Annotated in this window: 18 protein-coding genes; 14 read left to right on the plus strand and 4 right to left on the minus strand. The window is 66.7% G+C overall.

Annotated elements, in window-relative coordinates:
* Positions 1–189: 189 nt before the first annotated feature.
* From GO615_RS03045 to minE, 8 genes are all read left to right on the plus strand, one after another.
* Positions 190–2,883 carry a bifunctional acetate--CoA ligase family protein/GNAT family N-acetyltransferase gene (locus tag GO615_RS03045; RefSeq protein WP_169125624.1) on the plus strand — a complete coding sequence of 898 codons (2,694 nt, stop codon included), beginning with the start codon at positions 190–192 and terminating at the stop codon, positions 2,881–2,883.
* Between the two features lie 9 nt (positions 2,884–2,892).
* Positions 2,893–3,741: a D-hexose-6-phosphate mutarotase gene (locus tag GO615_RS03050; RefSeq protein ID WP_169125571.1), complete on the plus strand. Its 849-nt coding sequence runs from the start codon at positions 2,893–2,895 to the stop codon at positions 3,739–3,741.
* Between the two features lie 272 nt (positions 3,742–4,013).
* Complete coding sequence (locus tag GO615_RS03055; protein ID WP_169125572.1) at positions 4,014–6,350, plus strand: Tex family protein; 2,337 nt, start codon at positions 4,014–4,016, stop codon at positions 6,348–6,350.
* 16 nt (positions 6,351–6,366) lie between these two features.
* Positions 6,367–6,735: an ArsC family reductase gene (locus tag GO615_RS03060; protein ID WP_169125573.1), complete on the plus strand. Its 369-nt coding sequence runs from the start codon at positions 6,367–6,369 to the stop codon at positions 6,733–6,735.
* A complete protein-coding gene (hslO, locus tag GO615_RS03065) occupies positions 6,732–7,613 on the plus strand; it encodes an Hsp33 family molecular chaperone HslO (RefSeq protein WP_169125574.1) in 882 nt (293 codons plus the stop codon). The genes GO615_RS03060 and hslO overlap by 4 nt, the downstream gene beginning before the upstream one ends.
* Positions 7,614–7,838: 225 nt before the next feature.
* Positions 7,839–8,612 carry a septum site-determining protein MinC gene (gene minC / locus GO615_RS03070; protein WP_169125575.1) on the plus strand — a complete coding sequence of 258 codons (774 nt, stop codon included), beginning with the start codon at positions 7,839–7,841 and terminating at the stop codon, positions 8,610–8,612.
* 31 nt (positions 8,613–8,643) lie between these two features.
* Positions 8,644–9,459, plus strand: a complete 816-nt coding sequence (gene minD, locus GO615_RS03075; protein WP_169125576.1) for a septum site-determining protein MinD — start codon at positions 8,644–8,646, stop codon at positions 9,457–9,459.
* A gap of 1 nt (position 9,460) precedes the next feature.
* The gene (gene minE, locus GO615_RS03080; RefSeq protein ID WP_169125577.1) at positions 9,461–9,721 is read left to right on the plus strand and encodes a cell division topological specificity factor MinE; all 261 of its coding nucleotides are present in this window, start codon (positions 9,461–9,463) and stop codon (positions 9,719–9,721) included.
* Positions 9,722–9,775: 54 nt separating this feature from the next.
* Here minE and GO615_RS03085 read toward each other — a convergent pair whose 3' ends face one another.
* Positions 9,776–11,575 (minus strand): methyl-accepting chemotaxis protein, encoded by a 1,800-nt coding sequence (locus GO615_RS03085; RefSeq protein WP_169125578.1) that lies wholly within the window; start codon positions 11,573–11,575, stop codon positions 9,776–9,778.
* 245 nt (positions 11,576–11,820) lie between these two features.
* Between GO615_RS03085 and lysS the strand changes: the two genes are divergently transcribed.
* From lysS to GO615_RS03110, 5 genes are all read left to right on the plus strand, one after another.
* The gene (gene lysS, locus GO615_RS03090) at positions 11,821–13,329 is read left to right on the plus strand and encodes a lysine--tRNA ligase (RefSeq protein WP_169125579.1); all 1,509 of its coding nucleotides are present in this window, start codon (positions 11,821–11,823) and stop codon (positions 13,327–13,329) included.
* 87 nt (positions 13,330–13,416) lie between these two features.
* Positions 13,417–15,324 carry a bifunctional tRNA (5-methylaminomethyl-2-thiouridine)(34)-methyltransferase MnmC2/FAD-dependent 5-carboxymethylaminomethyl-2-thiouridine(34) oxidoreductase MnmC1 gene (gene mnmC / locus GO615_RS03095; protein ID WP_169125580.1) on the plus strand — a complete coding sequence of 636 codons (1,908 nt, stop codon included), beginning with the start codon at positions 13,417–13,419 and terminating at the stop codon, positions 15,322–15,324.
* Between the two features lie 488 nt (positions 15,325–15,812).
* Complete coding sequence (locus GO615_RS03100; RefSeq protein WP_169125581.1) at positions 15,813–17,369, plus strand: PAS domain-containing sensor histidine kinase; 1,557 nt, start codon at positions 15,813–15,815, stop codon at positions 17,367–17,369.
* A complete protein-coding gene (locus GO615_RS03105; RefSeq protein WP_169125582.1) occupies positions 17,366–18,022 on the plus strand; it encodes a response regulator in 657 nt (218 codons plus the stop codon). Before GO615_RS03100 ends, GO615_RS03105 begins: the two co-directional genes overlap by 4 nt.
* Before the next feature lie 166 nt (positions 18,023–18,188).
* Positions 18,189–18,746 (plus strand): phasin family protein, encoded by a 558-nt coding sequence (locus GO615_RS03110; RefSeq protein WP_169125583.1) that lies wholly within the window; start codon positions 18,189–18,191, stop codon positions 18,744–18,746.
* A gap of 89 nt (positions 18,747–18,835) precedes the next feature.
* On the opposite strand, the gene GO615_RS03115 is transcribed toward GO615_RS03110, so the two are convergent.
* The gene (locus GO615_RS03115) at positions 18,836–19,405 is read right to left on the minus strand and encodes a phosphoribosyltransferase family protein (RefSeq protein ID WP_169125584.1); all 570 of its coding nucleotides are present in this window, start codon (positions 19,403–19,405) and stop codon (positions 18,836–18,838) included.
* 174 nt (positions 19,406–19,579) lie between these two features.
* Here GO615_RS03115 and GO615_RS03120 point away from each other — a divergent pair, with 174 nt between their 5' ends.
* Complete coding sequence (locus GO615_RS03120; protein ID WP_169125585.1) at positions 19,580–20,815, plus strand: MFS transporter; 1,236 nt, start codon at positions 19,580–19,582, stop codon at positions 20,813–20,815.
* A gap of 175 nt (positions 20,816–20,990) precedes the next feature.
* Here GO615_RS03120 and GO615_RS03125 read toward each other — a convergent pair whose 3' ends face one another.
* Positions 20,991–21,455: a pyridoxamine 5'-phosphate oxidase family protein gene (locus tag GO615_RS03125; protein ID WP_169125586.1), complete on the minus strand. Its 465-nt coding sequence runs from the start codon at positions 21,453–21,455 to the stop codon at positions 20,991–20,993.
* Between the two features lies 1 nt (position 21,456).
* Positions 21,457–23,187, minus strand: coding sequence for a sigma-54-dependent Fis family transcriptional regulator (locus tag GO615_RS03130; protein WP_169125587.1), 1,731 nt, complete (start codon positions 23,185–23,187; stop codon positions 21,457–21,459).
* Positions 23,188–23,228 lie beyond the last annotated feature (41 nt).

Below are 23,228 nucleotides of genomic sequence, written 5' to 3' on the forward strand. Positions count from 1 at the left end.
TGCGGTTGATACTGACCCGATATCGTTACCGTTTATGTCACAATAAGATTTGTGCACTGCGGTAAACTTGAGTTTCACCAACGGTGAACCAGACTGCATCACCACGGACACGATTCACGCGGCATGGCCGTCGACGCCCCCGACGACCGGGGCGAGGCCGCTGACGAACCTGGATCCAGGCAAATGACAATGAAAGAAAAGCACTACCTCAGCCCGCTGCTCGAACCCAAATCGGTAGGGGTCATCGGCGCCAGCGAACGCGAGAACTCGATCGGCCACGTGGTCGTGCGCAACATGCTCGACGCGGGTTTCCGCGGGCGCCTGTTCGCGATCAATCCCAAGCACGAATCCGTGCTCGGCGTTCCCTGCCACAAGACCGTCGAAGACGTGCCGCACCGCCTCGACCTCGCCGTCATCGCCGTGCCGGCCGAGAAGGTCCTGACCGTCGTCGAAAGCTGCGGCCGCGCCGGGGTCAAGGCGATCATCATCCTCTCGGCGGGTTTTTCCGAGAGCGGCCCGCGCGGCGCCACGCTCGAGCGCCACGTCGTCGAGGCCGCCCGCCGCTACCGCATCCGCCTGCTCGGCCCCAACTGCCTGGGCATCATGCGCCCCGAACTGGGCCTCAACGCCACCTTTGCGCATGTCAGCGCCTTGAAGGGCACCATCGGCCTGATCTCCCAGTCGGGCGCGCTCGTCACCTCCATCCTCGACTGGGCCAAGCCGAGCAACATCGGCTTCTCCACCGTCGTCTCGCTCGGCTCCTCGAGCGACATCGACTTCGGCGAAATCCTCGAATTCATGATCTCGGACCCGCGCACCGAGAGCATCATCATGTACGTCGAAGGCATTCGCGACGCACGTCGCTTCATGAGCGCGCTGCGCGGCGCCGCCCGCGTGAAGCCGGTGCTGCTGATCAAGGTCGGTCGCCATCCCCAGGGCGCGCGCGCGATCCGCCTGCACTCGGGTTCGGTGAGCGGCGACGACGCCGTGTTCGACGCCGCGCTGCGCCGCGCCGGCGTGATCCGCCTGTACAACATGGGTCAGCTCTTCGCCGCCGCGAACGCGCTGTTCGCGCACTTCCGCCCGCGCGGCAACCGTCTCGCCATCATCACCAACGGCGGCGGACCGGGCGTCATGGCCGTCGACCGCGCCGCGGATCTCAACATTCCGCTATCCGAATTTTCCGAAGCGACGATGGAGAAGCTCAATGCGATCCTGCCGCACGGCTGGTCGCGCGCCAATCCCATCGACATGCTCGGCGATGCCGACGTCGAGCGCTACCAGAAGACCGTGCAGGCCGTGCTCGAAGGCCCGAACGTCGACGGCGTGCTGGTGATGCTCACGCCGCAGGCGATCACCGACCCCACCGCCGTCGCGCAGGCAATCGTCGAGGTGGAGAGGACCGCGGACAAGCCGGTCGTCACGTGCTGGATGGGCGACGAGCTCGTGCGCGAAGGGCGCAAGGCCTTTGAAGCCGCCGGCATCCCCACCTTCCGCTCGCCCGAACCGGCCGTCGAGCTCTTCAGCCACCTGTCGGCGTACTACCGCAACCAGAAGCTGCTGATGCAGACCCCGGCCTCGTTGTCGCACCTGAAGCCGCCGAGCATCGAAAGCGCCCGCCTCGTCATCGAGACCGCGCTGGCCGAGCGCCGCAAGGTGCTCAACGAGATGGAATCGAAGGCGCTGCTCGCCGCCTTCCGCATCCCCATCGCGCAGACCGTCGTCGCGCGTTCCGCGACAGAAGCGATGGTGCTGGCCGAGGAGATCGGCCTGCCGGTCGTCATGAAGATCGACTCGCCGTCGATCATCCACAAGGCCGACTCGGGCGGCGTGCGCCTGAACCTCGGCAGCCTCGCCGCGGTACGCACCGCCTATCAGGAAATCCTCGAAGACGTCCGCCGCAACAAGCCCGATGCGGCGATCAACGGCGTCGCGATCGAGCCCATGATCCTCAAGCGCAACGGCCGCGAGCTGGTCGTCGGCGTACGCCGCGATCCCGTCTTCGGGCCGGTGATAACCTTCGGCGAAGGCGGCAACCGCGTCGAAGCCAACAAGGACCTCGCCGTCGCGCTGCCGCCGCTGAACAACTACCTCGTGCACGACCTCATCAAGTCGTCGCGCGTTGCCAGCCTGCTGGGCGAATTCCGCACCATGCCGCCCGTGAATATGGAGGCGCTGGAATTCGTGCTGCTGCGCGTGTCGGAAATGGTCTGCGAACTGCCGTGGATCACGACGCTGGAGATCAATCCCCTCATCGTCGATGAACACGGCGCCGTCGCGGTGGACGCACGCGTCACGGTCGAGAACGTTTCGCCCTCGGTGGACCGTTACGCCCACATGGCGATCCACCCGTACCCCTCGCAGCTCACCAGCACCTGGACGCAGCCCGAGGGCACCATCGTCACGATCCGCCCGATCAAGCCCGAGGACGCGGAACTGGAAGTCGAGTTCGTGCGCAAGCTATCGTCCGAGTCGAAGTACTACCGCTTCATGAACACCATGCGCGAACTGCCGCCCGCGATGGTCGCGCGCCTCACGCAGATCGACTACGACCGCGAAATGGCCTTCCTCGCGACGATCCCCGGCGAGGATGGCGTGACCGAGGTCGAGGTCGGCGTGTGCCGCTATGCGGTCAATCCCGACGGCGAATCCTGCGAGTTCGCGGTCGTCGTCGCCGACGACTGGCAACACCGCGGCCTTGCACGCAAGCTGATGGGCGTGCTGATCGAAACCGCGCGCAACAAGGGCCTGCTGTACATGAACGGCGTCTTCCTCGCCAACAACGAGCGCATGCTCAAGTTCGTGCAGGGCCTCGGCTTCGTGCTGTCGAGCGACCCCGAGGACAGCACCGTCAAGCTCGGCGTGCTCGCGCTGCAGGACTGAAGGCCCGCAATGCCCGCAAACATCGAAACCATCGACTTCCACGGTCAGCCCGCACTCGCGCTCACGACGCAGGCGGGCGCCCGGGCCATCGTGTCCATTTTCGGTGCACAGGTCCTGTCGTGGATCCCCGCCGGCGGCCAGGAGCGTCTCTACCTCAGCCCCTCCGCCATCTACGACGGCAGCACCGCGATCCGCGGCGGCATCCCGGTGTGCTTCCCGCAGTTCGCCGGACTCGGCAAGCTCCCGAAGCACGGCATCCTGCGCACCCGCCCCTGGGTGGTTGCCGAGAAGCGCGCCGGTGACAACTTCGCGCTGGTGACGCTGCGCTTCACCGAGACCGACGACACCTGGGCGATCTGGCCGCAGAATTTCGTCGCCGAGCTGACGGTGGTCATCGAGGGCGAGCGCCTCGACGTCGAACTCGAGGTCGAGAACACTGGCCACGCCCCCTTCGCCTTCACCGCCGCGCTGCACACCTACCTGCGCGTGCATGAGGTCGAGAACGCCCGCCTCGAAGGCCTCTACGGCCATGAATACCGCGACTCCGCCGATCAAGACCGCGTCAAGCGCGATTCGGGCGACGTCGTGGTCGTCGAGGACGAGACCGACCGCGTCTACCACGACGTCAAGCGCCCGCTGCTGCTGCGTGACGGCAGTCGCAGCCTGGGCATCAACGCCGAAGGCTTCCCCGACGTCGTGGTGTGGAACCCGTGGGAGGAGCGCTGCGCCGCGCTCGCCGACATGCCCGCCAACGGCTTCCGCCACATGCTGTGCGTCGAGGCCGCCGCCGCGCGCCAGCGCATCGAGCTCGACGCCGGCGAAAACTGGGTCGGCCGCCAGAGCCTCATTGCGCTCTGAGGCCACACGTTCTGCAACCGGACGGCGCTCGCATCCCGGACACCCGCACGCCCCTGTGGGTGTTTTCGTGGGAGCGGCTTCAGCCGCGAATCGACGCCTGACGAACCCGAGCCGCCCCATTCGCGGCTGAAGCCGCACACAGCCCGAGCCCTGCTCTACCGGGCTTCATGCGATTACCCTGCGCTTGCATCGACAAGCCCGCCTGTTGCACCATCGCCCCCCTCATCCCCCTTCTTTCCCAAGCGCGCGCCTGTGCGTGCCCGCCAGAATCCATGCTTCCCCCGATCGAACACCGCATCGCCGCAGAACTCGCCGCCCAGCCCCGCCAGGTCGTTGCCGCCATCCAGCTCCTCGACGAAGGCGCCACCGTGCCCTTCATCGCCCGTTACCGCAAGGAAGTCACCGGCGGCCTCGACGACACCCAGCTGCGCAACCTGGAAGAACGCCTCGGCTACCTGCGCGAGCTCGAGGATCGCCGCGCCGCCGTGATCGCATCGATCACCGAACAGGGCAAGATGACCGACACGCTGGCCGCCGAGATCGCCTCCGCCGAGACCAAGCAGCGCCTTGAAGACCTCTACCTGCCATACAAGCAGAAGCGCCGCACCAAGGCGCAGATCGCCCGCGAGGCCGGCATCGAGCCCCTCGCGCTGGCGCTGCTGGAAGACCCGAACCTCGTCCCGGAAACGGAAGCCGAACGCTACTTCAATGCCGAAGCCGGCTTCGCCGACGTCAAGAGCGTGCTCGACGGCGCGCGCCAGATCCTCATCGAGCGCTTCGCCGAGGACGCCGAGCTGCTGGGCACCCTGCGCACCTGGCTGCAGGAGAACGGCCAGGTCAGCTCGACGGGGATCGAGGGCAAGGAAACGGAAGGCGCGAAATTCCGCGACTGGTTCGACTTCCGCGAGCCGGTCGCCACCATGCCCTCGCACCGCGCGCTCGCGCTGCTGCGCGGCCGCAACGAAGGCGTGCTGCGCCTCGCGCTCACCGTCGACCAGCCCGACCCCGACGCACCCCACCCCTGCGAAGGCCGCATCGCCGCGCGCTTCGGCATCCGCGACCAGGGCCGCCCGGCCGACCGCTGGCTGCGCGACAGCGTGCGCTGGGCGTGGAGCGTGAAGATCTCGCTGCACCTCGAACTCGAACTGATGAACGAGCTGCGCGAACGCGCCGAGGAGGAGGCGATTCGCGTCTTCGCACGCAACCTCAAGGACCTGCTGCTTGCCGCCCCGGCCGGCGCGCGCTGCACGATGGGCCTCGACCCCGGCATCCGCACCGGCGTCAAGGTCGCGGTCATCGACCGCACCGGCAAGCTCGTCGACACCGCAACGATCTACCCCTTCGAGCCGCGCCGCGACCGCGAAGGCTCGCTCGCGACGCTGGCGACGCTGGCGAAAAAGCACGCGGTCGAACTGATTGCCATCGGCAACGGCACCGCCTCGCGCGAAACCGACAAGCTTGTCGCGGACCTGATGGAAGCGCTGCCGCAACTGCGCCTGACCCGGGTCACGGTGTCGGAGGCCGGCGCGTCCGTGTATTCCGCCTCCGAGCTCGCCGCCCGGGAATTCCCGAATCTCGACGTGTCGCTGCGCGGCGCGGTGTCGATCGCCCGCCGCCTGCAGGACCCCCTCGCCGAACTCGTCAAGATCGACCCGAAGTCGATCGGCGTCGGCCAGTACCAGCACGACGTCAACCAGTCGCGCCTCGCCAAGAGCCTGGACGCGGTCGTCGAGGACTGCGTGAACGCCGTCGGTGTCGACGTGAACACCGCCTCGGCGGCGCTGCTGGCGCGCATCTCGGGCCTCAATGCCACGCTCGCCGGCAACATCGTCGAACACCGCGACGCCAACGGCCCCTTCCCGAGTCGCGACGCGCTGAAGAAAGTGCCGCGCCTCGGTCCCAAGACCTTCGAGCAGGCCGCCGGCTTCCTGCGCATCCCCAACGGTGACAACCCGCTCGACGCCTCCTCGGTGCACCCGGAAGCCTATCCGGTCGTCCAACGCATTCTCGCCAAGGTGAGCAAGAACGTGCGCGAGCTGATGGGCAACGCGAGCTTCCTGAAGACGCTGCGCCCGGTCGAATTCACCGACGACCGCTTCGGCCTGCCCACCGTGCAGGACATCCTCGCCGAACTGGAGAAACCCGGCCGCGACCCGCGACCCGAGTTCCGCACAGCCTCTTTCCGCGACGGCGTCGAGACGCTCAAGGACCTCGCGCCGGGGATGATGCTCGAAGGCGTCGTGACCAACGTCACCAATTTCGGAGCCTTCGTCGACATCGGCGTGCATCAGGACGGACTCGTGCATATCTCCGCGCTGTCGGACCGCTTCGTGAAGGATCCGCACAGCGTCGTCAAGGCAGGCCAGGTCGTGAAGGTCAAGGTGCTGGAAGTCGATCTCCCGCGCAACCGCATCGCGCTGACGATGCGCATGAGCGACGAACCGGCCGCAGCCCGCCCGGCAGGCAGCGCGCGCGACAACGCCCCACGCGGTCGCGGGGACGCCCCGCGGCAGGATCGCAACGCCCCGCGCGCGCCATCGCGCGGCAACGACCGCCCCGCCGCCGGCGGCGCGATGGCCGACGCGCTCGCGCGCGCGCTGCGCAAGTAAGGCCGGACGCATGACGATGAGCACGACGATCTACGGCATCAAGAACTGCGATACGATGAAAAAGGCATTCACCTGGCTCGACACACAGGGTATCGCCTACACTTTCCACGACTACCGCAAGTCCGGCATTTCCCCCGACACGCTCGCACGCTGGTGCGACCGCCTTGGCTGGGAGGCGCTCGTCAACAAGCGCGGGACCACCTGGCGCAAGCTCGATCCCGCGCAGCAGGCCATCGCCTCCGCCGCCGACGCGATCGCGCTGATGGCCGCGCACACCAGCGTCATCCGCCGGCCGGTTATGGAAACCGCGTCGGGAGAGATCGTCGCCGGATTCGACCCCGAACACCTCGCGGCGCTGTTCGCCCGGGAAGGAGCCCGTCCATGAAGGACCACAAGAGCTACGTGCGTCGTTTCCTGCTCGAAGACCTCGACATCCGCGGCGCCGTGGTGCGCCTCGACGACGTCTGGCAGGCGCTCCAGAAGGGGCGCGACTACCCGCGCAATGTCGGCACCCTGCTGGGAGAGATGAGCGCCGTGTCGGCCCTCATCGCCGGCAACCTCAAGCAGGCGGGCCGCCTCACCTTCCAGGTGCAAGGACGCGGCCCGGTGCGCCTGATGGTCATCGACTGCAACGAAGCCCTCAACCTGCGCGGCTTCGCGGCTTTCGACGAGCGCGTCCCGGAAGGTGACCGACTGTCGGAACTGGTCGGCGACGGCATTCTCCAGCTCACCCTGGACGTCGAAGGCATGGCGCAGCCCTACCAGAGCCTCGTCCCACTCGAAGGCAACAGCATTGCGGCGGTGTTCGAGCACTACCTGCAGCAATCCGAACAGCAACCGGCCGGCCTGTGGCTCGCCTGCAACAAGGACGCCGCCGCCGCGCTCTTCCTGCAGAAGCTGCCCGGCGCGGATGCGCGCGACGAGGACGGCTGGTCGCGCGTGCACCAGTTCGCGCAGACCGTCACGCGCGAGGAACTCCTCGCCCTCGACCCCGAAACCCTGCTCGGCCGACTGTTCGCCGAGGAGACGGTGCGCGTGTACGACCCCCGCCCGGTGATCCACGACTTCCCCCCCGACCGCGACAAGATCATCGCGATGCTGCGCTCGCTTGGCGAAAGCGAAGTCCGCCGCATCTACGCCGAGCACGGCGAACTGGTCGTGCGCGACGACCTGTCGAACCACGAATACCGCTTCGAACCGGGTGAAATCGACGAATTCTTCAAGTCCGGCCCCGGCGGCGAATCGCCTCCGACCCTGCACTGAGCCTGGGGCAATCGCATGAAACCCCGGGAGCGGCTTCGCGTGGGAGCGGCTTCAGCCGCGAATGTGCCCCGATGCGTGCGATAACGCCGATTCGCGGCTGAAGCCGCTCCCACAGCAGAATCCCACCGACACGCACCGCCGCGGCAGGACGGCATGCGCCGCGAGAACCTTGCCCGATTCCACTGTCGTCAGTAGACTTTAAAGTTTTTCGGCCCCTTCGCACCCATGTCCGCACCCAACGCCGCCCGTTCGATCGAGTTCCGCAACGCGACGCTCGGCGCCACCATCGCGGTCCTACGCGAAACCGAACCGGCACGGCTCGCCGATGCCCTGCACCTGATGCTCGGCGGCATGCCCGACTTCTTCAACGGCGAAGCGGCTGTCCTGGATTTCTCGGGCGTGACCTCGCATCCCGAACGCATCGACTGGGTCGGCCTCGCCAGCCTATTCCGCCGCTACCGGCTGCAACCCGTCGGCGTGCGCAGCCTGCCCGAGGAACACGCAGCGTCGGCGCGCCAGGCCGGCCTCGCGATTCTCGATGGCGCCGAACTGCGGGAACGTCAGGGTGGCGCCGCCCCGGCACCGCAGGCGCGACCGGAACCCGCACCCGCGACTCAGCCCGCGCCGGCCGCGGCATCGGCACTGTCCGCGAACACCCTCTACATCGACCGCCCGCTGCGTTCCGGCCAGCAGGTATATGCCCGCGGCGGCGACCTTGTGCTCCTCGCCGGCGTCAGCAACGGCTCCGAAGTCATCGCCGACGGCAGCATCCACTGCTACGGCCCGCTGCGCGGACGCGCACTGGCCGGCGCGCAGGGCAACACCGATGCCCGCATCGTGACCACCAACTTCGGCCCCGAACTGGTGTCGATCGCGGGCATCTACCGCACCTTCGAGCAAGGCATTCCCGCAGCCGTCGCGGGCCGGGCGACGCTCGTGCGCCTCACGGCCGACGGCAACGAACAGAAACTCGACATCGCATCGCTGCAGCTCGGTTGAGCGCAGCGCAAACTTTCAGGAAGGACATACCGTGACTCGTGTCGTCGTCGTAACTTCGGGCAAGGGTGGCGTGGGCAAGACCACCACCAGCGCCGCCTTTTCCTCCGGCCTGGCCCTGCGCGGCTTCAAGACGGCCGTCATCGACTTCGACGTCGGCCTGCGCAACCTCGACCTGATCATGGGCTGCGAGCGGCGCGTCGTGTATGACCTCATCAACGTCATCAACGGCGACGCCAAGCTCAACCAGGCGCTCATCAAGGACCGGCACTGCGACAACCTCTTCGTGCTGCCCGCCTCGCAGACGCGCGACAAGGATGCCCTGACCGAGGAAGGCGTCGAGAAGGTGATCCGCGACCTCGAGCACATGGGTTTCGACTACATCGTGTGCGACTCCCCCGCCGGCATCGAACGCGGCGCGGTGCTAGCGCTGACCTTCGCCGACGAGGCGATCGTCACGACCAACCCCGAAGTCTCGTCCGTGCGCGACTCCGACCGCATCCTCGGCATCCTGCAGTCCAAGTCCCGCCGTGCCGAAGAAGGCAAGGAGCCGGTCAAGGAACACCTGCTCGTCACGCGCTACTCGCCCAAGCGCGTCGAGGAAGGCGAGATGCTGTCGTACAAGGACGTGCAGGAACTGCTGCGCGTGCCGCTGATCGGCGTGATCCCCGAGTCGGAATCCGTCCTTCAGGCCTCGAACCAGGGTACCCCTGCGATCCACCTCAAGGGAACCGACGTTTCCGAAGCCTACACCGACGTCGTCGCCCGCTTCCTCGGCGAAACCCGCGAGCTGCGCTTCGTGAACTACGAGAAGCCGGGCCTCATCAAGCGCCTGTTCGGAGGCAAGTAAGATGTCCTTCCTTGCCCGCCTCTTCGGCGAAAAGAAGAAGACGGCGGAAATCGCCAAGAACCGCCTGTCGCTGCTGATCGCACACGAGCGCAGCGGCGACGCGGCCAAGGCCGACTTCCTGCCCGCGCTGCAGCGCGAGCTGATCGAGGTGATCTCGAAGTACGTCGCCGTCAATCCCGACGACATCAAGGTGCATCTCGACAAGCAGGACAACTACGAGGTCCTGGAAGTCAATATCGTCCTGCCCGAACAGGCTCGCTGACCTCCACGGCACCAGCCGCAAACCGGGCGCCGCGCGGCGCCCGGTCCGCCCCCGTCAGCGCTCGGCGAGCAGCGCCTCCGCCGGCACGCCGACCCGCACATTCCCCCAGTGACGGCCGCCGACCATGATCGGCATGGCCACGTCGCACAGGATTTCACCCGTATCGCGCAGGAAGGTCTGCAGCAGCATCGGCTCGGCGTTCTTCGCCGCGCGCTGCTCCGCGTGGCTCACGAACTTGCGGCAGGTGCGGTTGCCGACCAGGTCTGCGTCCTTGTTGCCGGTGAGCGGCTTCGAATACTTGAGGTTGTGCGCCGACAGGTAACCATCGGTATTGACCGCGACGGCATAGGTGCAGCCGGGAATGGAGGTCAGGCATTCCTCGAGCAGCTTCTGGCAGCGCCGCGTGTATTCGTCGCCCCACGACACCTTGAACTTCTGCGGGAAGGTATCCGCGATCGGCTGGTAGCGCTTGTCGAAGACATCGATGCGATTGTTCTTCATGTCCTCCAGCTGGGCCTGCACACGGTCACGGAAGGCCTTCGCCTGCTCGACGGCATGATCGAACTCGCCTTTGCCGATCTTGAAGCGCGACACCAGCTCCTGCACCGACTCGGTCGCGCGGGCGAGCTTGAGCGTGCAGGCCTCGGACTCTTCCATGTGGCCCGCCACCGTGCCGGACAGGTCGTGAATCGCGGTCACGTTGTCATGGACCTGGGCATTGGTCGCCGACAGCTGCTCCATCGCCGCCGCGATCTGCAGCAGCTGCTCGCCGGTCGTTTCGAATTCGCCAACCATGAACTGGAACTGCGTCGCGGAGCGGGCGACGACCTCGCGCGCTTGCAGCACGTCGGCATTGATGACCTCGTTCTCCGCCCGCGTCGTCATCACCCGGCCGATCATCCCGTCGATGTTGCCGGTGATCTCCTCGGCCGCGGTGTTCACTCGCTCGGCCAGTTTGCGGACCTCGTCCGCGACGACCGCGAAGCCGCGCCCCGCCTCGCCTGCGCGGGCCGCCTCGATCGCCGCGTTGAGCGCGAGGAGGTTGGTCTGATCGGCGATCTCGCGGATCAGCTTGGCGATCTGCTTGACGCTCTCGGAGCGCGTGGACAGATCGTCCACCGTCGCATTGAAGTGCACCACCTTCTCGCTCACCGCATTGATCTTGTCGGATATCTCGCGCATCTCGCCCAGCGAGGCCCGCGCGATGTCGAGGTTCTTGGTCGTCGAGGCCGATATATGCTGGGTGCTCGCCGAAACACTCTCGATCGCCGAGGTCGACTCGGTGCTCGCGCTGAACACCACCTCGGTGAGCTGGCCCTGCCGGCGTGCATTGTTCGCCGCGCCTTCGACGCGCGACTTCACCACCACTGCGTCGCGGGCGATATTCACGCTCGACGTGCGCACATCGCCGATGATCTGCCGCATCTTTTCGGCGAAATGGTTGTAGCTGACCGCAAGATCGCGCAGCTCGTCGTGCGTGACGAGCGGCAGGTTACGCGAAAAATCGCCCTCGCCGCGCGCGATCTCGTTGAAGATGCCGGTGATGATGCGCACCGGCCGGACGATGAGGTGCCGGATGTAGACGATCTGGCCGACGTTGATCAGCAGTGCCACCGCCGTCAGGACCAGCATCAGGTACAGCCCCCCCTCGAGGGACCCCGCGACCTGCTGCGCCAATTCGGGCGAGACCTTGCCCGCCTCGAGCAGGGACCGGACCTCCGTCTTCTGGTTCAGGTAAATCGCGAGATACACCACGTCGATGAAGAACAGCAGCAGGAAGCTGCACAGCTTCTTCGTGAGCGAATTCCAGAAGGTCTTTTCTATCCTTACATACAGGCTCTCGGGTGAACTCATGGGGACTCTCCGGTCTATTTTTGTCCAAACATGGCAACCTCTATCGGCTGCGAAGGCGGACACTTTAGGCGAAGCGCGAAACGGATGTATGCGCCGGCGCCCGGCACGCGACGACCGGCGGAAGATACGCGACGGTCGGGGCATACCTCGGGGCGGCATGGGCGTTGCTGGGCGGTCCGAATTTGCCCGGTATCCCGCGGCATGCCACAATTGCCTTTTTTCGCCGCAACCAGCCGATTCGATTCATGAGCGACCAGAACAACAACCCCGCCAGCGCACCCGACGAGAACCACATCATCGCCGAGCGGCGTGAGAAACTGGCCGCCTGGCGCGCCACCGGCCGCGCATTCCCGAACGACTTCTCGCGCGAAAACACCGCCGGCAAACTCGACGAGCTGTACAGCGACAAGGAACCGGAAGTCCTCGACGCCAACCCGGTCGAAGTCAAGGTCGCCGGCCGCGTGATGCTCAAGCGCGTCATGGGCAAGGCGAGCTTCATCACCATCCAGGACCTGTCCGGGCGCATCCAGCTCTACGTCACGCGCGACGCGGTCGGCGAGGAAGTGTACGCCGACTTCAAGCACTGGGACATCGGCGACATCGTCGGCGCGGTCGGCACCGTGTTCAAGACGCGCACCGGTGAGCTGTCGGTGAAAGTCTCGGAAGTGCGCCTGCTCACCAAGAGCCTGCGCCCCCTGCCGGACAAGTTCCACGGCCTCACCGACGTCGAGCAGAAGTACCGCCAGCGTTACGTCGACCTGATCATGAACGAGCAGACGCGCTTCACCTTCGTCGCGCGCAGCCGCATGGTGCAGTCGATCCGCAACTACATGGTCAACCACGGCTTCCTCGAAGTCGAGACGCCGATGATGCACCCCATCCCTGGCGGCGCGGCGGCCAAGCCCTTCACCACCCACCACAATGCGCTGGACATGGAGCTGTTCCTGCGCATCGCGCCCGAGCTGTACCTCAAGCGCCTGGTGGTCGGCGGCTTCGAGAAGGTCTTCGAGGTCAACCGCAACTTCCGCAACGAAGGCCTGAGCCCGCGCCACAACCCCGAATTCACGATGATGGAGTTCTACGAGGCGTATGCGGACTACCGCAGCCTGATGAACTTCACCGAGGGCCTGCTGCGCCAGGCCGCCCGTGAGGCGCTGGGCACCGAGGTGTTCGTGTATCAGGGCCGCGAGCTGGATCTGTCCAAGCCCTTCGCGCGCCTCACCATCGTCGAGGCGATCCGCAAGTATCATCCCGGCTACACCGTCGAGCAGCTCAACGACGCCGGCTGGCTGCGCAACAAGCTCACCGACCTGAAGGCCGAACCGCGCGCAGGCGCCGGCCTCGGCACGCTGCAGCTGATGCTGTTCGAAGAGACCACGGAAGCCGAGCTGTGGGAGCCGACCTTCATCATCGACTACCCGGCCGAAGTGTCGCCGCTCGCGCGCCGCAACGACGCCAACCCGGAGATCACCGAGCGCTTCGAGCTCTTCATCGTCGGCCGCGAGATCGCCAACGGCTTCTCCGAGCTGAACGACCCCGAAGACCAGGCCGCACGCTTCCTCGAGCAGGTGAAGGCGAAGGAAGCGGGCGACGAGGAAGCGATGTTCTTCGACGCCGACTACATCCGCGCCCTCGAATTCGGCCTGCCCCCGACCGGCGGCTGCGGCATCGGCATCGACCGTCTCGTGATGCTGCTCACCGACAGCCCCAGCATCCGCGACGTGATCCTCTTCCCGCAGATGCGGATGGAGTAAGCTGGACATCGCGACGACGACAGGGCGCCGAAAGGCGCCCTGTCTTTTTCGAGTTGCGATTTTTCGTCACCGCCCCGTCCGACGACCATGCCCATCGAACCGGCCCGCCTGAGCTTCACCGAGGACGGCACGCCCTGCTCCGACGCCTTCGGCGACGTCTATTTCTCGCGCGACGGCGGGCTCGAGCAGGCACGGCATGTGTTCATCGGCGGCAATGGCCTGCCGGAGCGCTGGCAGGAGCGCGAACGCTTTACCATCGTCGAGACCGGCTTCGGGCTGGGGCTCAACTTCCTCGCGACCTGGGCGGCCTGGCGCGAGGATGCGCAGCGCTGCGGTCGGCTGCATTTCGTGTCGGTCGAACGCCACCCCTTCCGCCGCGAGGACATCGCGACGCTGCACACCCGCTGGCCCGGGCTGGCAGCGCTCGCGGCGGAGCTGCGGGAACACTGGCCGGTGCTGACGCCGGGCATCCACCGCCTGCACCTGGACGGTGGCCGCGTCGTCCTGACCCTGCTGCTCGGCGACGCGCTGGACCTGATGCCCGAACTGCAATGCCGCGCCGATGCCTTCTATCTGGACGGCTTCTCGCCCGCGACGAACCCTGAGCTGTGGTCGGCCGAGCTGCTGCGCGAACTGCCGCGCCTGGCGGCACCGGGCGCCACCCTCGCGACCTGGTCGGTGACAGGCGCCGTGCGACGCACCCTGGGCGAGCTGGGTTTCCGCTGCGAGAGGGCGGCAGGATTCGGCGGCAAGCGCGAGATGCTGCGGGCCCGGATCGGCGACGCCGCCGACACGGCGTCGGCCGCCACGGCCCGCCATGCGCTGGTGATCGGGGCCGGGCTGGCGGGCAGCAGCATCGCCAACCGCCTTGCCGAGCGCGGCTGGACCGTAGATGTCGTCGACTCCGCGGCGGAGGCGGCGCAAGGCGCCTCGGGCAATCTGAGCGGCGTGCTGCGCCCGCTGCCCAGCCTCGACGACAACCGCCTCGCCCGCATTACCCGCGCCGGCGCCCTGTACGGCCTGCGCCACCTGCAGCGCCTGAGCGCAGGCGGCCTGCCGGTGCGCTGGGAGGCGTGCGGGGTGCTCCACCTCGCACGCGACCCGATGCACGAGGATAAGCAGCGGCGCGTGGTGGAGGCACAGCAGGCCCCCGAGGAGTACCTGCGTTTTGTCGCGAGCGAAGAGGCATCGCGCATCGCAGGCTGGCCGCTGCCGCTGGGCGGATGGTGGTTTCCCGGCGGCGGCTGGGTCAATCCTCCCAGCCTGTGCCGGGCGAACCTGACCGCCTTCCCCGAGTTGATCCGTTGCCATTTCGGCAGCGACGTCGCCGCGCTGGAGTCGGACGTCGACGGCTGGCGCGCACTGGACGCGAACGGCGACGTGATCGCGGCGGCGCCCGTCGCGATCCTCGCCAACGGCGTCGGCATCCGGCGCTTCCCACAGGCTGCCGCCCTGCCCGTGCGCAGCGCGCGCGGCCAGGTGAGCCATCTCCCGGCCGAGGCGGACAGCGCGCCGCGCGTGGTCGTGTGCCGCCTCGGCTACGTCAGCCCGGCGATCGATGGCGTGCGCTGCGCGGGCGCGACCTTTTCGGTGGATGACGAAGACGCCGCGCTGCGCGTCAGCGATCACCGCGAGAATCTCGCCAAACTCGATTTCATCCTGCCCGGCTTCGCCTCCGCTTTCGATCCAGCCCGCCTCGACGGACGAGTCGGCTTCCGCCCCGCATCCCCCGACCGGCTGCCGATGATCGGCGCAGTGCCGGCGGTGCCCCAGGCCGATCGTGCGAGTCCCCTGTCCTCCATCCCGCGCCACCCCGGCCTCTACGCCGTCGAAGGCTTCGGTGCCCGGGGGCTGGTCTGGGCCGCGCTGGCGGCCGAACTGCTGGCGAGCGAGCTCGCGGGCGACCCCTTACCGCTGGAACGCTCGCTGGTGGAGGCGCTCGATCCGGCACGCTACCTGTTGCGCCCGCCTCGCCGCGCGATGGCGGACGAGTGACGGCAAGCGGACGATACATCGCGTTACACACTGGTACAGGGTTCCGGGTATAGGTCGAGGAATCTCGCCCCGGTATGATCATTGGCTTTGAAGCTTGGCCTCGAGGCCGGTTTCAGCCATGTCGTCCGTATGACGACGGAACGCGCCACCAGGAGACATGTGCTGCCCGTAATGCATTGCGTGGCGCACAGGCGCGACCTATTCCCGCAGTTCGAGGCGATACGTCCAAGTCGGGACGCGCGGCAGCGCGCGTATCACATCCGAATTTTCCGGTGTGCGACGAAGGTATCGGCAGGAGACCTGAATGGGAGCTTGGGACGAGTGCAATTCATATAAATATCTTGGCTGGCGCACTAGAATGAGAATGATTCCCAAGGATATAGCGCTGCCTGGAAACGCGCGCGCGAGGCGCTCCGCGCGCGAGAATTCGGCTTCTGCGCCATGCGCCATTGTGTTTACTGCGTCGATCTGGTCGCAGTGAGGTTGTCATGCCCCGGGAGATGCCCGACCCACCCAATGCCGAAGAGGTCCTCCGTGCAAGCGAGGCTCGCCTGCACGAAGCGCAGGCGGTCGGACGCATGGGCGACTGGGAACTGGATCGCGACACCGGCGCGATGAGTTGGTCTCCACAGCTGTACCGCCTGTTCGAACGGCCCAGCACGCAAGGCACCCCCGATCTCAACGAAGCCCTGGGTTACTACTCGCTCGAATCGGTTGAGCTGACGCGTGCCGCGTTCTGGGAAGCGATCGACACCGGCGCGCGGCAGGAGCTGGAGCAGACCGTGCATCTGCCGTCGGGCGCCGAGCGCTTCCACGCGACGACGATCGTGCCGGTCAAGAATCACCGCGGCCGGGTGTACAAGCTCTACGGCACGACTCAGGACATCACCGAACGCAAGCTCGCTGAGCAGGAGCTGCGGCGCAAGACCTTCGAGATCGAGGATCTCTACCAGAACGCACCCTGCGGCTACTATTCCCTCGACGCGGACGGGATGATCATCCGCATCAACGACACGCTGCTGCGCTGGCTGGGGCATGAACGCGACGAAATCGTCGGGCGCAGGCGCGCCTTCGAGCTGTTCTGCCCCGCGAGCCGGGCGCTGTTCGGGCAGGTGTTCCGCACGTTCAAGAAGACCGGCCTTCTGCGCAACATGGACATCGAGCTGTTGCGCCGGGACGGTTCGTCGCTGCCCGTGCTGCTCAGTTCGACGGCCATCTTCGACGCGCAGGGCAGCTTCGTCGCCAGCCGGACGGTGCTTTCCGACAATTCCGACCGCAAACAGCTGGAACTCGAACGCGCGGCCCATGCGACGCGGCTCGCGGAGCTCTCGCGCCACATGGTCGACGTGCAGGAGAACGAGCGCCGCAAGTTCGCCGCCGAGCTGCATGACCACACCAGCCCCAACCTCGCCGCATTACAGCTCACGCTAACGAACCTCGCGCGCGCGCTGCCTGCCCCGGTCCTCGCGGAACTCGAACCCTTGCTCGACGACGCCAAGGGGCTCCTGCTCGACACCATCACGGGCATCCGCGACGTCTGCACCAACCTCCGCCCGGCGACCCTGGACTACGCTGGCCTGATTCCGGCCGTGCAGGACTACGCGCAGCAGTTCCGCCAGCGCACAGGCATCGCCGTGCATCTCGACACCACCCATTTCACCATGCACTTGCCTTCCAACGTACAGTCACTGCTCTTCCGCATCACCCAGGAAGCCCTGACGAACTGCGCAAAACATGCACGCGCGAAAAACGTCCGCATCCATCTGGAGAACTCCGACGGTCTTCTCTGCATGGAGATCGCCGACGACGGCATCGGCTTCGACCCCCACCATCTGGGCGAGTCCGGTACGACGCCCGGACTGGGGCTGATCACCATGAAGGAACGCGCCGAATTCGCGGGAGGAACCTTCGAGCTGAATTCGTCTCCGGAAACCGGCACCGCAATCCGGGTCAGCTTCGATCTCCAGGCGGGCGAATTCCGCAGGCAGCCGCGGCCGGCGAGATCTCAGGCGGCTGAACACTCGATGAGCACGGGGCGGGCATGAGCAGCGGAAAGATCCTGATCGCGCTCGCGGACGATCACCGCATGTTCCTGCACGCCTTGCGCGCGATGCTGGAAAAGGAGCCCGGTATCGAGGTGGTCGGCGTGGCGGGTACCGGCGACGAGCCCCTGGCCCTCGTCGCGGACAAAGCGGTAGACATCGCATGCGTGGACATCGGCATGCCGGCAATGAACGGGATAGAGACGACCCGCCGGCTGCTGGCCATCCGTCCCAACCTCAAGGTCATCGGCGTGTCGGCCTTCTCGGATCGGCAGTTCGTGCTCGACCTGCTCAATGCCGGCGCGAGGGGTTACGTCACCAAGGCCGAAGCGGGCGAGGAACTGCTGCGCGCGATCCACACCGTGCAACTGGGCAAGACCTATCTGTGCCCCGACGTCGCCGCCACGGTGGCGAGCGCCCTGCTCGACAACACCCCGCGCGATACTTCGATGCCGCGGATCACTGCCCGCGAACGCCAGGTGCTGCAACTGATCGCCGAGGGGCATACCTCGGGACGCATTGCCGAACGCCTGCACCTGGCCGCGTCGACGGTCGAGGTGCACCGCCGCAACATCATGCGGAAACTCGATCTGCACAGCGTCGCCGAACTCACGAAGTATGCCATCCGCAATGGCATTACAACGATATCGGGATAAGGTCGATCGCGGGGAAAATACCTGGAAACCGGTATCCAAAACACGCAGAAAGATGTATGTCACGAGCAAGGCTGGCAACGTAGCATTCACCTTCCGCTTTGCCTGGCGCCAAATCGACGGAGATCGGATAGCGCCCATGATCACATACAGCCGAGGAGAGCTAGACGTGAACACTCTTGTAACCACCCAGAAACTGGCGAAAGCCGCGAACGGCAACATCGAAGCCTTCCAATCGCTCGCCGACACCATCCTGAATGCGACCGAACGCCTGATGGCGCTCAACATCGATGCCGCCCGCAATGCCTGCGCGTGCGTGTCGGCGGGCGCAGCACCGCTGGTCGAGGGCGACATGCGCGAGCAGTTCGCCTCGCGCCTCGCCGTGCAGAACCAGTCGCTGGAACAGGCCGCCGACTACTTCCGCAACATCAATGCACTGTTCATCGAGACCCAGGGCGAGATCGCCGCTTTCGGCACCCGCCAGTTCGACGAAGCGGCACGCGGCCTGGGCGAGTTCGTGGAGCAGTTTGCCCACAGCGCCCCCGCCGGCACCAACGAGTTCGTCAATGCGATGAAGACCGCGATGAGCAACGCGAGCGCCGCTTACGAGAGCTTCGTCAAGACCAGCCGCGACGTGGCCGAGACCAACCTCGCGGCCGCCAGCAATGCGCTGCAGCCCATCCTGACCGCACAGGCGAGCAACACCAGGGGCCGCAAGGCAGCCTGAGCGCACGCAGGCGCCCTGCTCCGCCAGCGGGGCTGCATGAAGGGGGCCGTCGGCCCCCTTTTTCATGTGCCACGCCGCCCGGCGCCACCTCAACCCCCTGCCCGTTCCAGCTTCAGCAATTCGATTCGGAACGTGGGCTCGTAGGGCGGCACGTTGCATTCGACGACGTCCGGCGGCGCCACCTGCAGGCGCACCCCTACCACATCGGCATGGATCGGCAGCCGGTTGACGCAACGGTCGGCAAGGGTGACGACGATGATCTGCCGCGGCTGCTTCTGCGCCAGCCACGCCACCGCCCGCAACATCGAATTCCCCGTGTACAGCACGTCGTCGACCACCACCACGGTGTAGTCCTTCAGGTCCAGCGAGCGCTGCGCCTCGTTCTCGTCCAGGCGGGTTTCGGGATGGAGCAGCGTCAGGTCGTCCTCGTAACGCTTGATGCGCAGATCGAGGCGCATCGGCGGCGGCACCCCGTAGTGGCGCTGCAGGGCCGCTACCAGCCGGTCTGCCAGCGGCGCGCCACGGCGCAGTATGCCGACAACGGCGACGGGATCGGCGCGGTCAAGCCGCGTGGCGAGCCTTTGCGCCATCTCCGCGATGACCAGTTCGAGCTGCGTTTCGTCGTAAAGACAGGTCCGCAATCCGCGTGGGCGTTCCATGTGCGCCTCCGGTCAGGCCCGCACGCGAAGCGGGCGATGCGGATACTATAACGCCGCACCTGGACGGCTGCGCACCGACATCCCCGACCGGCCGCTGCGGCCGTTTTTTTGCTTGACCTCCAACGATTTTACTTCCATCCTGACTCCATTCCGTACCACTTCCGCAGGCCCCGCATGAAGACGCTCGACAGCAGGACGGCACTGGCACTTGTCGCCGGTTGTCTCGCCTCGGCCCAGGTCGGCAAGGTGCCCCCCGCACTCGGCGCGATCAGGGACCAGCTGGGGGTGGGCCTGATTCACGCGGGCTGGATCGCGACGGCGATCAATGCCGCCGCCGCGATGCTCGGCGTACTCGTCGGACTGGCGCTCGGCAGCCTCGGTGCGCAGCGCGGACTCCTCGCAGGGCTGCTGCTCCTGGGCCTGGGCTCCGCACTGGGAGCGGCGGCCGCCGACGGCCTGAGCCTGATCGCAGCGCGGGCGTGCGAGGGCGCCGGCTTCGTGCTGGTGGTGGTGGCCGCGCCTTCGCTGCTGGCGACCGCCGCTGCCGACGATCCCCGACGGCGCCGGCGGCTGCTGACGCTGTGGAGCTGCTACATGCCGACGGGGATGGGGCTGATGATGGCGGTGGCGCCATACATCCTCCAGCACCACGGCTGGCGCGGCCTGTGGTTGGCAAATGCATTGGCAATCGGCACGTGCGTGCTGGTCGCGCTGTTCCTGAAGCTCGGGGCGGTACCGGGAAGCGGCCCGCGCCCAGTGCCGGTGGCGATGTTCTCGCGCACACGCCTCGCGCAGCCGGCGCCTTGGCTGATGGGGGTGTGCTTCGGCTGTTATGCTGCGATCTGGTTCATGATCGCGACCTGGTTGCCGTCGTTCGCAGTCGAGCACATGGGTTACACGCCGGAGCGGGCAACCTGGCTCACGGCCCTGGCGGTGGGGGGCAACATCCTCGGCAACCTGACGACAAACTTCTGGCTGGCGCGGGGGGTTCCGCGCTGGGCGCTGCTCGCCGGCGTGTCGGCCATGATGGGGGCGTTCGGCTGGTTCGTGTTCACGGCCGGCTACGATCCGGTCCTGCGCTCCGTGGCCGCAGTCTTCGTCTGCAGCGCAGGAGGCGTGCTCCCGGCAGCCACGATGGGGGGCATACCGCTGGTGGCGCGCACGCCTGCCGACATCGCCATCGCCAACGGCATCCTCATGCAGTGCTCGAACGTCGGCACTTTCATCGGCGTGCCGGCCATCGCAGCGCTGGCGACCGTGCTCGGCGGCTGGGACGGCGGCCGCTGGCTGATCCCGGTGCTCGCCGGCGTTGGCGTGCTGGCGGCGTGGGGGTTTCGCCGGATCGAGCTGCAACCCGCGGAGGATGCCGGGAGGGATTCACCGGCGGGGATGCTGGCCGAGCAGGTCTGACGGGAGGGGACGAGTAAGCACTCGCTGCAGAAAACCGTCCCCCTCCTGACCGGTAGTCTCGGCTGCGCCTCGCCGCTTCACCGCCCGCGAGCAGTGCTCGCCGAAACCCCTGCTCCGCCCCCCTGAAAGGGGAGGAACCGCCTCCCAGACCAACGTCGTCTATTCGGTTGCCAGCTCAATCATTGCGGAATTCGACCGCTTCGCGGCGGCCGAAGCCGGCGGCGTTGTCGATGAAGTAGAACTTTTCCGGATCGAAGCGGTACCAGCGAACCTTCGCCAGCGCTTTCACGATGAAGGCGGGCGCCTGGGCGATCTTTCCGACGACCGGGTACTTTTCGCCATAGAGCTCGCGCGCACGGTTTTCCTCCGCCCCGCCGATCTCCACCGCGCGCCCTTCGGCCTGGATGCCCTTGATCTCGTGCCAGTCCGCACAATCTTCCTGGATCGTGATGGCGATGCGGGCGTCGTGCGCGATATTGCGGCTGTGGCGCGTAGTGGGCGACGACAGGAAGTACAGCTTGAAACCGTCATTGACGTAGAACACGGTCGCCGCCCAGACGCCCTCCGCGCCGCATGAGGCGATGCTCATCGCGTGGCGGGCCTTGAGGTAGTCGAGCACCTTTTCGCGCAAGGCGCTCATGTCATGCTGTCTCCCCCGCGGCGTCCGGGGCGGGCTCGCGCGCCGCGTCGTCCTCGTGCAGGCGCTTGAGCCGGTAGGCAAACTGCGGCCGGGTCAGGCCGAGCATGCGTGCGGCCGATGACAGGTTGCCGCGCGCCCTGTCCATCGCGGTCTCGAGCAGCATCGCCTCGACCTCGTTCAGCGTCATCGCGCCTTCGCACACGGCGTCGCACAGCGCACGGCCGACCTTCGGCCCGTGGATGTCGAGCTTGCCGTCCGAGTCGAGGCCCAATTCCTGCACCTCGTCCTCGCTGCGCGACAGGAACAGGTGGTCGATCTCGATGCGGCCGCCGTGAGGGGCGAGGATCACGCCGCGCTCGATGGTGTTCTGCAGCTCGCGGATGTTGCCGGGCCATGCGTAGCCGACCAGCGCCTTCTTGGCCTTGTCGGTGAAGCCGAGCAGCTTCTTGCCGTTGATTGCGGCGTACTTCTCGAGGAAGTGCTTGGCCAGCGGCGAGATGTCGTCGCGCCGTTCGCGCAGCGCGGGGATGTTGATCTGCAAGGCGTTGAGGCGGTAGTAGAGGTCGGCCCGGAAACGGCCTTCCTTGACGAGCTGCGCGAGGCCGGCGTTGGTCGCTGCGACAAGGCGGACGTTGATCTTGCGCACCTTGTCGTCGCCGAGACGTTCGACCTCCCCCTCCTGCAGCACGCGCAGCAGCTTGCTCTGCGCGGTGAGCGGCAGGTCGCCGACCTCATCGAGGAAGAGCGTGCCGCCGTCCGCGCGCTCGAAACGTCCGGGGCGGGAGACCTGCGCGCCCGTGTAGGCGCCCTTCTCCACACCGAAGAGTTCCGATTCGACGAGGTCGTGCGGAATCGCGGCGCAGTTGATCGCAACCAGCGGCTTGTCGCGTCGGTTGCTCATCTCGTGCAGAGCTCGCGCGAAGAGCTCCTTGCCTACGCCGGTCTCGCCCAGCAGCAGCACGGTAATCTGTCCTGCCGCGGCCTGCTTCACGAGTTCCAGCGCGTGACGGAAGCCGGCGGAATTGCCGATCATGTCCGCGGGGAGGTTTTCCTTCTCGGCGATGGTCGAGCGCAGCTGCACGACCTGGGTCTGCAGGTCGAACAACTGATCGGCGATGGGGTCGGGGGCGAAGCGGCGCATGTGTTCGTCGGCATCCTCCCATTCCTCGATCGGCTTGCCGACGATGCGGCAGCAATCGTCGCCCATGCCCGCGCATTCGACCTCCTTGAACAGGATCTGCCGCCCCATGAAGGCGGACGAATAGCCGCAGGCGTAGCCGATCTGGGTCCAGCACACCGGTTCGTCGTGAATGCCGAACTGGCGGCGATGGGATTGCCCTTCCCAGGAGTTGATCCAGCGGAACTCGCAATGAAAGATTCCCGCCTCGCGGTCGACCTCGACGCGGATCGGGATCACGCCGACGATGCCTTCGAGCGAGTGCAGCTGCGGACCGGTCATGAAGGCGTCGGCTTCGCTGAGCTCGGGCATGCGCGTGCGGACAAGTTCGGCGTCACGCACGCCGGAGGCGTAACCCATGCGCAGCAGCAGTCCGCGCGCACGGTTCATGCCCAGCGTGTCGATGAGCTCCTTGCGCAGCGAGGCTTGCGCCTCGGCATGCACGAGCAGCATGCGGTGCTCGTGCAGCCAGATCTGGCCCGTTTCCGCGCAGAAATGAACGCGTGCGCGCAGGTCGTCTGCCGCGACGCGCGCCTTGGGATGGGCCCTGGTCATTGCCTGGTCCTCATGTGTGATCTCCTCCTGGATCGTTCCTT

The sequence above is a fragment of the Aromatoleum evansii genome (assembly GCF_012910805.1).
GTDB lineage: Bacteria > Pseudomonadota > Gammaproteobacteria > Burkholderiales > Rhodocyclaceae > Aromatoleum > Aromatoleum evansii.

What these genes read in the sequence shown, in the direction of transcription:
- lysS (WP_169125579.1), top strand. Translation starts at nt 11,821, where the DNA reads ATGAGCGACCAGAACAACAACCCCGCCAGCGCACCCGACGAGAACCAC.
- minC (WP_169125575.1), top strand. Translation starts at nt 7,839, where the DNA reads ATGTCCGCACCCAACGCCGCCCGTTCGATCGAGTTCCGCAACGCGACG.
- GO615_RS03115 (WP_169125584.1), bottom strand. Translation starts at nt 19,405, where the DNA reads ATGGAACGCCCACGCGGATTGCGGACCTGTCTTTACGACGAAACGCAG.
- GO615_RS03120 (WP_169125585.1), top strand. Translation starts at nt 19,580, where the DNA reads ATGAAGACGCTCGACAGCAGGACGGCACTGGCACTTGTCGCCGGTTGT.
- hslO (WP_169125574.1), top strand. Translation starts at nt 6,732, where the DNA reads ATGAAGGACCACAAGAGCTACGTGCGTCGTTTCCTGCTCGAAGACCTC.
- mnmC (WP_169125580.1), top strand. Translation starts at nt 13,417, where the DNA reads ATGCCCATCGAACCGGCCCGCCTGAGCTTCACCGAGGACGGCACGCCC.
- minE (WP_169125577.1), top strand. Translation starts at nt 9,461, where the DNA reads ATGTCCTTCCTTGCCCGCCTCTTCGGCGAAAAGAAGAAGACGGCGGAA.
- GO615_RS03060 (WP_169125573.1), top strand. Translation starts at nt 6,367, where the DNA reads ATGAGCACGACGATCTACGGCATCAAGAACTGCGATACGATGAAAAAG.
- GO615_RS03045 (WP_169125624.1), top strand. Translation starts at nt 190, where the DNA reads ATGAAAGAAAAGCACTACCTCAGCCCGCTGCTCGAACCCAAATCGGTA.
- GO615_RS03085 (WP_169125578.1), bottom strand. Translation starts at nt 11,575, where the DNA reads ATGAGTTCACCCGAGAGCCTGTATGTAAGGATAGAAAAGACCTTCTGG.
- GO615_RS03055 (WP_169125572.1), top strand. Translation starts at nt 4,014, where the DNA reads ATGCTTCCCCCGATCGAACACCGCATCGCCGCAGAACTCGCCGCCCAG.
- GO615_RS03100 (WP_169125581.1), top strand. Translation starts at nt 15,813, where the DNA reads ATGCCCCGGGAGATGCCCGACCCACCCAATGCCGAAGAGGTCCTCCGT.
- GO615_RS03050 (WP_169125571.1), top strand. Translation starts at nt 2,893, where the DNA reads ATGCCCGCAAACATCGAAACCATCGACTTCCACGGTCAGCCCGCACTC.
- GO615_RS03105 (WP_169125582.1), top strand. Translation starts at nt 17,366, where the DNA reads ATGAGCAGCGGAAAGATCCTGATCGCGCTCGCGGACGATCACCGCATG.
- GO615_RS03130 (WP_169125587.1), bottom strand. Translation starts at nt 23,187, where the DNA reads ATGACCAGGGCCCATCCCAAGGCGCGCGTCGCGGCAGACGACCTGCGC.
- GO615_RS03125 (WP_169125586.1), bottom strand. Translation starts at nt 21,455, where the DNA reads ATGAGCGCCTTGCGCGAAAAGGTGCTCGACTACCTCAAGGCCCGCCAC.